Here is a 14996-nt window from a genome sequence, read left to right on the forward strand (position 1 = left end):
AGGTCGACCGCTTTATCGTGGTGCGCGGCGTTGCGCTGCATCGCGCAATTGCGCGCTGAAGCCCTTGGCCCGGGGTTTTTCCTGTTGTTTCTCTGCGTGTGCCGGACTGTGTGTCAGGTCGGCCGGGTTCAAGGTGAACAGCGACGGATCGCTCAACAAACCATCGGCGCTCAGCCCGGTACGGCCCTGACGCCCCTGAATCCACAGCAGGTCGAGTTCGCTTTCGAGACGACTGGTGCGCACCGCTTGCTGGACAAATTGCCCCGGCACCAGACCCAGACCATTGCCCAGCGAATCACTGCTGAACTCACCGACCGCTGCCAGGCGCAGGTTGCTGCCATCGACGCCCCACGCCGACAGCTCGGAGATTTCAGCGGCTCGCTCGACCACTGGTGTGACGAAGATCGCCGGTTGCGGGTCCGGGATCAGGAAGTTGCGGTTGAGGGTGTTGGGATCACGCTCGAAGTTGTTGCCGCCCGGCGCCGGTATGAACGGCGTGGCGATGTCGAGGGTGATCACCAGTTCGGCCTGATCGCTGGCGCCGGCACGGTCGTTGATGGTGTAGGTGAACACGTCGCGCAAAACCTGGCCGAGACCGGCGGCAGCGAGGACGGCGGGGTTGTTCTGGTCGATGGTGTAGGTGTAACTGCCGTCGGCGTTCAACACCAGCGTGCCGTACAGACCGATGATCGGCTGGCCGATGACGCCGGACGTGCCGCCATCCGCTTCGGCCCCGGTGCGCACGCCGACCACGACGAGGCCGTCGTTGTTATCGACGTCGCCATCGTTGGGCAGCACGTTGCCGGTGGTTTGCGGGGCAGGGGACTGGTCGCTGGCAAAGCCGCTATCGTTCTGGGCGACCGGTGCGTCGTTGGCGCCCTGAATCACCACGGTCAGGCGCGCATCCGAGGTCGCGCCCGCCGTGTCGACCATGCGATAGGTGAAGGTTTCGCTGACGGTTTCGCCCGCTGTGCGCAGGGCCTGGACCACGGGATTGTTGTTGTCGATGACGTAGGTGTAGCTGCCATCGGCGTTCAACGTCAGTAGCCCGTAGAGACCGATCAACACTTGCCCGGCGCCGGTGGACTGGCCGGCCTGATTGCTGACGCTCTGCACCTGTTTGCTTTCGCCATTGGCGACGCTGTCGACGTCCGTGTCGTTGTCCAGCACGTTGCCGGTGGCATTGCTGCCCGGCGTGCCGTTGTTGACGCCGCCAGCCTCGACCGCCGTGGCGCTGTCATCGACGGCGACCGGGGTGTCGTTGCGGCCATCGACGGTGATACGCAATTCGGCAGTGCTGGTGTCGCCCCAGCGATCGACGATGGTGTAGGTGAACACTTCGTTGAGCGTCTGACCGCTCTGGCGCAAGGCCTGGACGGCAGCGAGAGTGTTATCGACGGTGTAGCTGTAGCTGCCGTCGGCGTTGATCAGCAGGTCACCGTACAACCCGCGCAGTGAAGTGCCGACGCTGCCGACCGTACCGATCGCGTCGACGGTGCCGGTGTGAATGCCGATCACCGACAGCGGATCGCTTTCGGCGTCGGTGTCGTTGTCCAGCACATTGCCGCCGGGGTTGAGGCCGGGTTGATCGTTGTTGCGGCCACCGGCCTCGATCGCCGTCGCGGTGTCGGTGTTGGCCACTGGCGCAACGTTACGGCCACGAATGATGATGTGGATTTCCGCCAGATCGTTCTGTCCGCCACGGTCGCTGACTTGATAGGTGAAGCGCTCGTTGAGAAATTGCAGCGGCCCGAGGGCCAGTACGGTCGGGTTACTGGAGTCGAGGTTGTAGGTGAAGCTGCCGTCGGCGCCGATGATCAATTGCCCGTAGAGGCCGTTGATCAGCGTGCCATTGCTGTTATCGGTGCCTGCGGTGACCCCGGCCAGACTGCCGCCGGCGTCTTCAGTGCCGAAACGGATGCCAGTGACGGTTTTGCTGTCACTCTGGTCGACGTCAGTGTCATTGGTCAGCACGTTGCCGCTCGGGTTGACGCCGTTACCGTTGCCGTTATCGGCCACGGCGAGCGCGGTGTCATTGGCGGCGACCGGCGCATCCCACGCGCCGTCAATGCGGATGCTCAGTTGTGCGGTGTCGGTGGCCCCGGCGATATCGCGCAGGCGGTAGGTGAAGGTTTCCACCAGCGAATCGCCGACTTTCAGCGCCTGCACGGCGGCGAGGCTGTTATTGATCACGTAGCTGTAAGTGCCATCGGTGTTGAGGGTCAGCGTGCCGTACAAACCGTTGAAGGTCTGCGCGCCGATAACGTTGGTGAAAGCGCCGCCGGCCGCTTCGCTGCCCGTGCGAATCCCGGTCACCAGTTTCGCGTCGTTGGCATCGACGTCGTTGTCGTTGGTCAGCACATTGCCGCTCGGATTGACCCCCGGCGTGCCGTTGAACGTGCCGCCGGCCTCGACCGCCACGGCACTGTCGTCGCTGGCGACCGGGTTGTCGTTGGCGCCGCGAATGGTGATGGTCAGGGTCGCGCTGCTGGTGGCGCCGGCGAGGTCGCGGATCTGGTAGGTGAAGGTTTCCGTCAGCGTGTCGGCATTGCTGCGCAGTGCCTGGACCTGCGGGTTGAGGTTGTCGAGCAGATAGCTGTAGCTGCCGTCGGCATTCAGGGTGAGGACGCCGTAAGTGCCATTGAAACCGCTGCCGATGAGGCCCACCGAGGCGCCCTGATTGACACCAGTCACGCTGAGCACTTCGCCGTTGCCATCGACGTCAGTGTCGTTGGCCAATACGTTACCGCTCGGATTGATGCCCGGCGTGGCATTGTTCGCACCACCGGCCTCGACAGCCGTGTTGCTGTCGTTCTGTGCGACCGGCGTGTCGTCGCGTCCCTGAATGCTGATGTTCAACGTGGCGCGATCAGTGGCGCCGGCCGCATCGATCACTTCGTAACTGAAGGCATCGAGCAGGGTATTGCCGGCGCGCAAGGCCTGAACCGCCGCCATGCTGTTGTCCAGACGATAGCTATAACTGCCGTCGGCGTTCAGGGTCAGCCAGCCATAGGTGCCGCGCAACTCGGTGCCGAGGGCGCCGGCCGTGCCGGTTGCGGCTTCGCTGCCGGTGCGCACCGAGGACACCGCGCGGGTTTCGCCATAGTCGTAGTTGGGCAGGTCGCCAGGGACTTCGCCGCCGTCGACATCGCTGTCGTTATCCAGCACGTTGCCGGTGGGATCCTGACCGGGCTGGCTGTTGTTCAGGCCACCGGCCTCGATGGCCACGCTGGCATCATCATTGGCAATCGGATTGTCGTTCTGCCCGCGAATCAACACGATGATTTCCGCCGTGTCGGTTTGCGGGGTCGCGCCGACGCCATCGCTGACGGTGTAGGTGAAACGTTCCGAGAGCAGATCGGCGCTACGGCGCAGGGCTTGCACGTCGGGGTTGCTGTTGTCGACTTCGTAGACGTAGCTGCCATCGGGGAAAATCGTCAGCGTGCCGTACAGCCCGGCAATCACCGTACCGCCGAGATTGACCGCGATGGGCGTGCCTGGATCCGCGCTCGCGCCGGACTTGATCAGCGTCACCGTCAGTGGGTCGCCATCGGGATCGGTGTCGTTGACCGTGACATCGCCCGAAGGGTTGTTACCCGGTGTGTGGTTGTCGACGCCGCCCGCTTCTGTGGCCACCGCCGTGACGTTTTGCGCAACCGGTGGATCGTTGACGCCATGCACGGTGATGACCAGTTGCGCGGTGTCGGTCAGGCCAGTGGTGTCGGTGACGCGGTAGGTGAAGAACTCGGTCAGGGTCTGACCCGGCGCCAGGGCCTGTACCAGCGCATTGGTGCTGTCGACATCATAGAAAAACGAGCCATCGGCGCCGATGCGCAAAGTGCCGTAGAGCCCGGCCACCACGGTGCCATTGGCGGAAGTGGTGCCAGTGGCGACACCGCTGAGCACGTCGACGGCCGGATTGTAGGTGGCTTCGCTTTTGTTGATCACGCCATTGACCAGCAACTGGCTGCTCGGCTGATCGTTGGCATCGACGTCCTGATCGACGCCGTTGCCGCCCGGTTGAGTGATCGGCCCGGGACGGCTGGGGAACTGAATCACGTTGCCGCTCGGATTGCTTTCCGAGGCGGTGCCGTTGGTGGATGCGGCCTGCGCCGAGGCGGCGTCATCGCTGGCCACCGGGTTGTCGTTGGCACCTTGAATGACGATGCGCAATTGCGCGACATCATCCAGCCCGCCGGCATCGGTCAGCCGATAGCTGAAGAACTCGACCAGTTGTTGCCCGGCACTCAGGCGCTGAACCGTGGCGTTGCTGTCGTTGACCACGTAGCTGTAAGTGCCGTCGGGGTTGATGGTCAAGGTGCCGTAGAGCCCGGCAATCGCCGTGGCGCCGCTGACCGCGGTGAAGTTGCCGGAACCGGCCTCGGCCACCGGGCGAATGCCGGTTACGCTGCGGGTTTCGCCATTGGCCGCGCTGTCGACGTCCAGATCATTGCTCAACACGTTGCCCCTGGCGTCACTGCCCGGTGTGCCGTTGTTGACGCCGCCGGCCTCGATGGCCACACCGTCGTCATCGACGCCTTGCGGCGTGTCGTTGGCGCCCTGAATGGTCACGCTCAATGTGGCGGTCGAGGTTTCACCGGCAAGGTCAGCGAGGATGTAATTGAAGTTGTCCTGCAAGGTCTGGCCCGACACGCGCAGCGCCTGCACGGCGGCGTTGTTGTTATCGACGACGTATTGATAGGAACCGTTGCTGCCAATCACCAATTGGCCGTACAGACCGTTGATTACCGTCACGCCGAGCACCGGCGTCTGAATGCCGGCACCCGGGCCGACCGAGACCACGTGCAACTGATCGGCGTTGGTGGCGATGTCGACGTCGGTGTCGTTGCTCAGCACATTGCCGCGCGGATCGATACCGGCGGAGGCGTTGTTGGTGCCGCCGGCCTCCAAAGCCGTGGCGCTGTCGTTGACGCCGACCGGGTTGTCATTGACGGCGGCGAGGATGATTTGCAGGGTGTCGGTGTCGGTCAGCGCATCGGCTGCGGTGCCGGGAATCCCATCGCCGTCGGCATCGCCGTAGTTGCCCCGGTCATTGCTGAGCACGGTGAGGGTGTCGGTGCCGTTGAAGTTGGCATTGCCCAGATATTGCAGGCTGGCCAGCGCGGTGTTGATGTCGGCGAGGTTGCCGGTCAGGATCAGGCTCGCGGTGTTGGCACCGCTGACGGTGACGCCGGGCACGGTCGCACCGAGGAACAGCGTGCCGTGGGTGACCGTGAGAATCACGCTGATCGCCCGGTCGTTGACGTTCGGATCGCGGTCGGCATCGACATCGGCAATGCTGATTCCACCGATATTCAGCACCACATCTTCCAGGCCGTTTTGCGTGCCGGGGAGGGTGTTGACCGGTGCGTCGTTCTGCTCGACATAACCGGCGTTGGCGCTTTGCGTATCGGCATCGCCCAAGGTGATGGTGATCTGGCCGAGGGTGCCGGCGTCGCTGTCGACCCGCACGCGCAAATCGCCCAGCGGTTGCGGATAACTGACCAGTCCCGCCGGCACGTCGATACGGAACACGCCCAGCGGCAACACGCCGAAGCGGTACTGGCCGTTGGCATCCGTGGTGGTGGTGAATTGCAGGTTGTCGGCCGTGGTATCGAGGCGGCCGTCGGCACCGGCCCAGGTCAGGGTCACGGTTTGCCCGGCCAGACCGGCGCCATCCGGTGTGGCGCTGGCAGTCGGGCTCGCGGTGTCGTTCCACAAGGTGCCGGTGATCACGCCGAGCCCGGCGGTGTCGCGCAAGATGTACTGGTTCGGGCCGACGGCGCTGCCATCGCGTTCGCCGGTGGTGGTGCCATCGACGCCGACGCTGTTGCCGCCCCAACTGGTGAAGTCTTCCGGCAGGCTGCTCCAGGTCAGTGTCGCGTTGCTGCTGGCGACAATGCTCGAGTTGGGCAGGTCGACCGAGTAGCGCACCTGAATCTGCGCGCCGACATCCAGTTGATCGAAATTGACGCTCAAACCGCCGCTGGTGCTGAAACTGATGCCCGCCGGCAGATTGCCCGGGCCGTAACTCACGCCGTTGATGCTGACACTGAGCAACGTGTAATTACTGCCGCCGGCAAAGCCGTCGCTGACGCGCGCATCGAACGCCGGCAGACCGCCGTTCTGGGTGAAGCTCAGTTGCACCGTGGCATTGCCAGTGCTGCCGCTCGGGTTCGGGTTGAAGGTGACTATCTGCTTGTCGAGGCCGCTGAAGCTCGGTTCGACCACGCGTTCAAACACGGTATCGCTGACCGCACGCCCGGCACCGTTGACGATTTCCTGCGCGGTTACCGCCAGTTGTGCGCCGGCAATATTGGCGGCGATGTTGGTCACACGCACGTTGAACTCGATCGAGATGCCTTCCAGATCGTCATCGTTGCCATTGCCGTTGACCACGTTGCCGAGGTTGAACGTCACCACCTGGCTGCCATCGGGGTTGGTGATGACCGTCAGCCGGCTCGGGTCGAAGATGCCTTGCGGCGCCAGGCCAGACAGATCCGCAGTGATCGGCAGCGCCTCAGGACTGTTTTCGTTGCCGTCGATATTCAGCGTGCCGCCAACGATCAGGTTGGCGTCGCTGGTCAGTCCGCCGTTGGAGATGAAGGCAATGCGCAGGGCATTGACCAGCGCGTCCGGCGAGATGAACTGCAAGCCGTTGGCCAGGGTGATCTGCACCTGATAGTTGGGGTTGTTGCCCTCGGGCACCAGCACCACTACGCGGTAGCGAATCACTTCGCCGACGGTGACTTGTTCGACGGTGGCGGTGGTCGGGTTGGGCGCCGCCGTGTCCGGTAGGCCGCCGACACGGGAGATTTCGATGGCCTGAGCCACAGGAATCAGCAACGTCGACAGGTTGCGGTAATCATTGAGCGTGCCGCCATTGAGCACGCCGTCGACGCCGGTTCGCTCGCCGGCATTGCCGCCGTCGAGACTGGTCCACTGCACGCTGGCGACGTTGGCGATGTTCGACAGGGCTGCGGCGCTGGCGTTGACGATGCCGCTCAGTTGCAAAACGATGCTGCCGCCCTTGGCGATATCGATATTGGCGCCACTGGCGGTGCGCAACTGCCCGCCGACGATTTCAAACGCCACGCCACCGTTATTGGTCGCACCGTTCTGATACAGCACACCAACCAGCGTGACGTTGCTGAGCTGGGTCGGCAGGGTGTCGAGGAAACTGATGTCGAATGCACTGAAATCGGTGCTGCCATTGCCGTTAGTGATGGTGATATTGAAAGTCACGGTGTCGCCCTGGTCATAACCGCCAAGGCCGGAGGTGGAGGTGATCACCTGATTGATTTGCAGGGTCGGCTCGCGCACGGTCACTGTCGGCTGGCCACCGCTCAGGGCCACGTTGCGATCCAGCGCCACCGCACCGTTCGGCGTGTCGCCATCCGGGTCGCTGTAGACCAACTGCGCATTGTTTTGCAGTGAGACGTTGGCCTGGTTGGCAATCACGTTGTTGGCCACCAGTTGCAGACGAATCACGAAGGTGTTGTTGCCGGTCTGGTTGTCCGCCGACACGCTGGAGACGCTGAAGGTCCAGCGCCCATCGACACCGTCGCCGCCCAACGCACCGCCGATCCCGGCAAAACCGCTGACCAGCACGCTGCCGGCAAAATCGGCGCCCAGCGCGCCACTGCCGGCACGGGTGGTGATGATCTGATAGCCGAGACCGCCATTGAACGTGGTGTCCAGGCGCATGCCCGGTGGAATCAGGTCTTCGATGCGCAGGTTTTGCGTGGTGCCTTCCGGCAGAGTGACGACGATGTCGTAGCGCATGCTTTCGCCGACCACCAGATCGCTGCCCGTGGTGTGGCTGGCGCTGGAGTCGCCATTGTCCAGCGTGCCGTCGGCGAAGACTTTACTGATCACCGGCGCGGCGATTTGCTGGCTGGCCAGATCGGTGAGGTCGGTCGGGGTGAAATCGCTGCCGCCGTTGACGCTGGCGTAATTGCTCAGGGTGGCGGTGGATTGCAGGCTGCGGCTGGCCTCGATGGTCGCACTGACCACGACGTCATAGCTGATCACCACGACGTTGGCGCCGCTGTTATCGGCGGTCGTGCCGCTGCGTCCGGCCAACAGACTGGCCTGACCACCCGCATCAAGGAAGTTGATCTGGTTGCCGCTGACGTTGTAGTCGGTGCCCAACACCAGCAAGGTGCCGTCGCCGCGATAAATCTGCAGATTGGCCGCGGCCAGACTGCCGCCGACAAAACTCAAGCCGGAGGGCAGGGTGATACTGGTAACCACGTCAAACGCGCCACCGCCACCGCTGTTTTCAATCGCCGTGACCAGGCGCAAACGGTCGGCGCCGTCGATATTGCTGATGTTGCCGTCGACCGCCGAAAGATCGGTGACACTGCCATTGAACGGCACACCGGTGCTGCCCGGTGGGTTCCAGCTACCGCTCGTGCCGGTGACCGTGCCGTTCGAGCCGGAGACCACGCCATGCTTAATGTTGAGTACCGGTTCGGCGACGGAAACGATCGCCACCACGTCAGAAGAAATCAGCGTGCGGTCGGTGAGGGTGGTCTGCTGGCTCGATTGCGCCAATACGTCCAGCGAACGCTGGTCGGCAAACGGCTGATCGCCGACCCTGACGGTGAAACGAATGACAATGCGGCTGCCCGTGGTGGTGTTGGTGGCAAAACTGCCGAAATCGAACACCACCGAGTTGCCATTGGCGCTGGTCACGCTGACCACGCCACCGGCATTGGTATTGCCTGCGCCCAATTCCCATTGACCGACGTCACCGCCCGAACCCCAGGTAATCCCGGTGACATTGAACAACGGCAGCGGCAGGTAAGCCGTCAGTTTGAATTGCTCATAATCACCGGTGACCAGGTCGTAGCTCAGCTCGAAGGTCACTTCATCGCCAGGACGCAACTCGCCGTTGCCCGGCGGTGCGCCGTTATTGACCTCGACCAGACTGATATCGACGTTACTGGTGGGGACGACGCTGGTGGTGCTCGAACCGTCGGTTTCGCTCTGGCCGGTGAGGTTGAACTGATCCTGCAGCAGCGTGCCGTCCACCGTCGCGGTGTTGCCCAACTCGTCGCCTTCATTGATGTCCGGGTGCGGGTCGCCCGACGGCGGCTTGTAGGTCTGGCCGACGATCGCCGAATAGCTCAGGACTGCAATCACCGCGCCTTGCAAGGTGTCGTCGAAGGCCAGATCGCCGTTGAGCCAGCCGCGAACATTGTTAAACGCATCGCGCAAAGACTGCGCGATGTCGAACACCATCGACGTCGTGCCATCGGCGTTGTTCACCACGCTGGTGACCAGCGTGATGGTCTGCGCGACGCCGTTGATGGTCACCGTCAGGGTCGGCGTGCCGCTGAGGGTCTGACCGTCGCTGAGCTGATCGCGAATGACCAGTTGGCCTTCGTTGAAAAAATCCTTGCCGAAGGCAAAGTAGTCGGAAATCGCCAGATTGAGGGTGTACTGCAGGGTGTCACCGGGGCTGATGCCGGTGTGGCCGATGTCGTTCTGCATCGTCGCGGTTTTCAGCAGCGTGATCGACTTGGCGATGAATTGCGTGCCCTGGCCGGTGCCACTGAAATCGATGGTGGTGTTCGGCGCGGTGAGGTCGCGCGGATCCAGCGGCACCCATTGCCCCGAAGCGGTCGGCGGGCCAAGGGTCACGGTGACCGCATCGCCGGTCACCGGGTTAATCACCGGTTGGCCGTTGGCACCGACTTCCGGCACATAGAAGGCCACCACGGTATCGGTCTTGCCGGTAAGGCTGTCGTAGGCGACGGTGAACGAGTTGATGTAAACGTCATTGGCCGCAATCAGCACGGCGATTTGCGCAGGATTGGTCACCACGGTGCCGTCGTGCAGGGTGATCGAGGTCAGCCGCCCGCCGGCACCGGGGGTGATTGAATTGACTTGAATATTGTCTGGCAGCGGTTGGGTAACGACGACGTTAGTCAGCGTTTGCCCCGGTGCCGGCGTCGCCGACAGCGTCAGCGTGCGCACGTAGTTGGGGCCGGTGGCGGTTTCGCCTTCCGGAGTATTGATGGTTTCGCTGACGGTAATCACCGTCGGGTGCACGACGAATGCTGCGGTGCCGGCCTGAATCAGGCTCGGATCATTGGTCGGGTTGTCCAGTGCATCGTTGCCGAATTCGAAACCGCCACTGGCGCGAATGCTCAGGTCGGGTGTGCCGTTGGAAAACGCCGTGTCGGCCAGATTGCTCAGGCTGGCGGTGATCTGCACGCCAATCACCGGTTGCTGGTTGGTGACGCTGGCGAAGGGCAACTCGATGACCACCAGTTTGTCGCCGGCGCGCATGCCGTAAGTGGCGGCGTTGATGATCAGAAAGTTGCCGTTGGCGTCTTTGGCCAATGGGTGCGTGGCATTGCCATTGGCGTCGAACGTGACGACATGGCTGATCAGGTTTTGCCCCAGATACGTGGCCGAGATGAAATTGACGCCGTCGTCGCCATCCTTGCCGGTCGCCGGCATTGCCAGGTTGATGAACGGCGCGTAACCCACTTGGGTCGAGGTATTGCTGAAATTCACGGTGAAGGTGAAGCGGTCGCCGAGCAGCACATCGCTGCCGCCGGTGGCCACCGTGGCGGTCGGCGCAGCATCCGCCAGCAAGCCATCGAAATGCGCCATGGCGAGGCCGCTGATGGCGATGCTTTTATCGATGTCGCCGACGCGGGTTTCCAGCGTCCAGTCGCCGCCAGCCTTGCTGCTGCCGGTGTCATTGCTGGAGGCGCCGACATCGGCACCGGTCCAGCGTGCCAGTTCGCTGACCAGGGTTTGCCCTGCCACACCGGCGCCGACATCGCAGCCGTACAGCTGAATATCGGCGCCTTGGGTCAGATTGTTGCGCCATTGTTCGAGGGTCTTGCCCAGCGAGTCGATGTTGTCTGAGGTGACCGTGCGGTTGCCCAGGGTGAACTGCCCGGCGGCGCCATGGGACATGATCTGAATCGAATCGACCTTGCCCAGTTGCGCCAATGCGGCGGAGATCGCGGCCAGGCCGTCTTCGCCGACATTCACCACAATCGCGGTGACATTGCCCGGCAACTGCGCGACGAGTTGGTCGCGGTTTTCGATGCGACTGTCGATGACCAGCAGGCTGCGCGCGGCCGACGGTGCTTGCTCGGTGGCGGCGCGGCCTTCGGTTGGCGTGGCGTGCGGGACTTGGGCATCCACAGCGGCCGGCGGGGCAGCGGGATCGCTGTGATGTTGATCGGCAGCTGCCGAAGCGGCGGCGCCGTCGAACAGGATTCTTGGCTCCAGCGCCAATGCCTGACGTTGCGGGCGCAAGTGCGCGCCGGAAAATCCACCCCGTGAATCTTGCATGATCGGCCCTCGTACTGCCTGCTGAATCCTTCCAATGAGTGCCGACGCCAAGCGACGGACAAATTCAGCGTAGGCCGTTTCTTACACTTTTCCAGCCAGCTTCAGGGACTTGCAACGAGGCGGGGTAACAGCCTATGGCCATCAATGCGCGGTGTGGCTGTGCGCATTGGCGCACAGCAATAGTGAGGTCTAGGCTGGTCAGTCAGTCGCCCTTGGGGCGTAACGCCCAACCCAGGGACAGGAGCGCAACCGATGAAAGCCCCAGCCAGTATTGTCTGCCTGATGTTCACGTTGGTGCTCGCGCCGGCCGCCCGCGCCGAAGACCCGCCCGGCACGCCGCCCGCAACGCCCGCTGCCGAGGCCAGCGACGACACGCCGTTGATCAACCCGCAAGTGGTCGACAAGCTGATCGACATGGGCAATTACCTGCGCAGCCTGCCGAAATTCCAGGTCGATGCCCAAGTCTCGCGCGACACCGTTCTGGAGTCCGGGCAGAAGATCAAGACCGAGTCCGCCAACACCCTGAAAGTGGTCGGCCATGATCGTTTGTATGCGAAAAGCGAAGGCGATGTGCGCACCCGCGAGTTCTTCTACAACGGCAAAAAACTCACCCAGTATTCGCCGTACCTGAAGTACTACACCACGGTCGACGCCCCGGCCACCGTCGCGGAAACCCTGCACAAGGTCGAGAACTTCTACGGCGTGCAGGTGCCGATGGAGGATTTGTTTCTGTTTGGCAGCGATCAGGCGCAGATCGATGCCTTGAAAGCTGCGCTCTACGTCGGGCCGTCAATCATCAAGGGCCAGCTCTGCGACCATTTGGCGTTTCGTCAGGAAGGCATTGATTGGCAATTGTGGCTGACCCGTTCCGACAAACCCTTGCCGTGCAAACTGGTGATCACCACCACCGACGAGAAGAGCTTTCCCGAGTACAGCGCGGTGTATCAGTGGAACCTCAAACCGAACATCCCCGACACGCAGTTCACCTTCAAACCGGGCAAGGGCGATGTGGCAATTGCGTTGAAAAAAACCAGCGATCAGGGAGGGCAGTGACATGAACAAGTCGATGACGTGGACTCTGTTGTTGTCGCTGGCCACCGCAACGCTGTTGACCGCCGGTTATGTCGCCGAAGCCGATGCCCGAGGGCAACGCGCCCAGGGCCATGCGCGCGCCAACGTCAACCGCGCGCCGGCACCGAATGCGCAACGGGCGCAGCGGATCAATGCGCCGCAGCGCACCAATCACGTGAACGCCGGTAATCGGGTCAATTCGGGTAATCGGGTGAATGCCGGCAATAACGTCGGCAATCGCACGAACGTCAACAACGGCAACCGAAACGTCAACATCAACAACAGTCGCGATGTCGATATTGATGTCGACGGCCATGGCCGTTATGGCTACGACGATCACTACCATCCGGTGGCGACCGCTGCGGCAGTAACGGCCACCGTCGCGGTCACGGCGGCAGTGGTGGGCGCGATCTTCACCCCGGCGCAAATGCCCAGCAGTTGTGTGCAAGTGATTCAGTACAACGTCGCCTACATGCAATGCGGCTCGACCTGGTACCAGCCGCAGTATCAGGGCAGTGATGTCACGTATGTGGTGGTCAACGCGCCTTGATCAGCTTTTCGGCACCCAGGGTTGCATCTGCGCGAGCATGCCACGGCCGCCACGGCGCAACCCGGTGGCCAGGGTCAGCCACGACAGATCGGTAACGATGACGTGTGCGGCGGGCACCAACCGCACTTCACCGGCGGTGCCGCCGGCCGGCCCACCGTCCGGCATGAAAATCGTCAGCCAGTCATCCACGCTCTCAACGATCAGGCACAGCCGAAAGCCTTCGCCCTCGGCAATCAGGCCGACCTTGGAACCGTCCTCGTTTTCCAGTCCGGCAAACCGCGCTGTGGTGTCCTTGAACAATTGATAACCCGGCAGGTTGCTCAGCAGCTTGTTCTCGGTGGCTTCCATCGCCCGTGCCGCCGCCGAGGTGCGCGCGAGCAACCCGGCGAGAAAACACAGCACGATCAACCCCAACAACGTCGCCACACTCACCAGCGTCACGCCCGCGACGTCATAGCCTTTGAACATCGGCAACAGCTTTTCCACCGGCCCGCGCAGCAGGTGGATGGCTTTTTCGATCAGCACGACGATCAGCACCAACGGCAGGATGAACAGCAACCCGCCGATCACGGTGGTCTTGATGAACTTGTACATGACGGCTCCTTGAATGACGGGCGATGCGGATTCAAGGCTAGCTGATAAAAACTCTTGAGCCGGGTGGTGAAAGGGGTTCGAATGGCGCACTCCCGTTATCCATCAATAAAACAACGAGCCTGAGACATGACGACAGCCCAGCCGCTGGTGCCCGATCAAGAGCAATGGCAACCCTGGACACCTGAGGAGTTGGCAACATTTCTGAGCTCGGTAAATCGCCCGTGGTGCGTGGTCGGCGGTTGGGCGCTGGACCTATGGCTCGGGCAGCAAACCCGGAATCATAGCGATCTGGAGTTCACGGTGTTGCGGGCGGATTTTGTCTTTTTTCGCCAAGCGTTGAACGATCTGGATTTCTACGCGGTGAAGGACGGCACATTCCAGTTTCTGTCAGCGACCTGCTTGCCCGCCGAAGACATTTTTCAGATATGGGGATACGACAGCACCGCACAGGCCTGGCGCGTGGACGTGATGATCGAACCGGGATCTTCGGATAGCTGGACCTACAAACGCGATCCGTCGATTGCCTACCCGCGCTCCGACATGGTGCTGCGCAGCACGGCCGGTATTCCGTATCTGCGACCTGCTGCCGTTCTCTTGTTCAAAGCCAGGCACACGCGCGCCAAAGACCGCAGCGATTTCGCAATGGCTTTACCGCAAATGTCGGGGCAGGAGCGCGTCTGGCTGGTTCGACATTTGACGCTGTTGCATCCGGAGCACGAGTGGCTGGACGCTGAGCGGGCTTTATCAGCGCCGCCAACTGCCCAAGGGTAATTCGACCTCGCGCTCGGCGGCAACCAAGGCTCTTGCCAGCCCGGACTTGTCCAGCGACGCGCAATAAGCCGGTTTCGCCCGTTCGAATCGCCAGCTCTCATCAAGGCCTCCGGCGTCGACCGCATCAAAACCGAGGTCATCCAGCAAACCCGCGACCAACGCCTTGGCTTGCGCGTCATCCGCTGCGATGGGCAGGGCGCGCCGCTCGGTGGAATCATGCGGGCGGCCATCCGTAAGCAAGTCCGCTGCGAGAATGGCATTGAACACCTTGACCACCGTGGCGCCGCGCAAATGCTCGGCGAGCAAGCGGCTGGTGGTGCTCTGGAACGTATCGAGCGCAGCGATGTGGCCGTCGCGATCCGGGTAATAGTTGTTGGCGTCGAGCACGGTTTTGCCTTCGAACCAGGCGGGTTGCAGGCTCGGGATGTGTTCGTAGGGGATGGCCAGCAACACCACGTCGGCAAACTGTGTGGCCTGTTCGGCCGTGCCGATCTGGCAGCCGGTGATGCCGGTGATGCCGGCGAGCACGCTGCTCATGGTCTGCGGGCCGCGCGAATTGCTGAGCATCACTTCGTGCCCGGCGGCGAGAGCGATTTGCGCGACGGCGCGCCCGATGAAGCCGGCTCCAACGATTCCAATGCGCATGGTGTGTTCCTCTGTCAGGTGGGGAGCCACTATGATG

General features: G+C 62.6%; 6 protein-coding genes. 3 read left to right on the forward strand and 3 right to left on the reverse strand.

Annotation, left to right across the window (positions count from 1 at the left end; translation table 11 throughout):
* Positions 1-12: 12 nt before the first annotated feature.
* A complete protein-coding gene (locus tag L8H52_RS19385) occupies positions 13-11328 on the reverse strand; it encodes a VCBS domain-containing protein (RefSeq protein ID WP_242208360.1) in 11316 nt (3771 codons plus the stop codon).
* Positions 11329-11580: 252 nt separating this feature from the next.
* On the opposite strand from L8H52_RS19385, the gene L8H52_RS19390 reads away from it, so the two are divergent.
* Entirely contained in the window at positions 11581-12381 is an 801-nt protein-coding gene (locus L8H52_RS19390) for a DUF2092 domain-containing protein (RefSeq protein WP_242208359.1), read from the forward strand.
* 1 nt (position 12382) lies between these two features.
* Positions 12383-12949 (forward strand): hypothetical protein, encoded by a 567-nt coding sequence (locus L8H52_RS19395; protein ID WP_242208358.1) that lies wholly within the window; start codon positions 12383-12385, stop codon positions 12947-12949.
* Here the strand turns inward: L8H52_RS19395 and L8H52_RS19400 are convergent, their stop codons facing one another.
* Positions 12950-13543, reverse strand: coding sequence for a hypothetical protein (locus L8H52_RS19400; protein ID WP_242208357.1), 594 nt, complete (start codon positions 13541-13543; stop codon positions 12950-12952).
* Between the two features lie 126 nt (positions 13544-13669).
* On the opposite strand from L8H52_RS19400, the gene L8H52_RS19405 reads away from it, so the two are divergent.
* Positions 13670-14314, forward strand: a complete 645-nt coding sequence (locus L8H52_RS19405; protein WP_242208356.1) for an amino acid transporter — start codon at positions 13670-13672, stop codon at positions 14312-14314.
* Here L8H52_RS19405 and L8H52_RS19410 read toward each other — a convergent pair.
* Positions 14288-14959 (reverse strand): NAD(P)-binding domain-containing protein, encoded by a 672-nt coding sequence (locus tag L8H52_RS19410; RefSeq protein ID WP_242208355.1) that lies wholly within the window; start codon positions 14957-14959, stop codon positions 14288-14290. The genes L8H52_RS19405 and L8H52_RS19410 overlap by 27 nt on opposite strands.
* Positions 14960-14996: the final 37 nt, after the last annotated feature.

Source organism: Pseudomonas sp. CROZ-RG-20F-R04-15 (genome assembly GCF_022662375.1).
In the GTDB taxonomy this organism is placed as follows: domain Bacteria; phylum Pseudomonadota; class Gammaproteobacteria; order Pseudomonadales; family Pseudomonadaceae; genus Aquipseudomonas.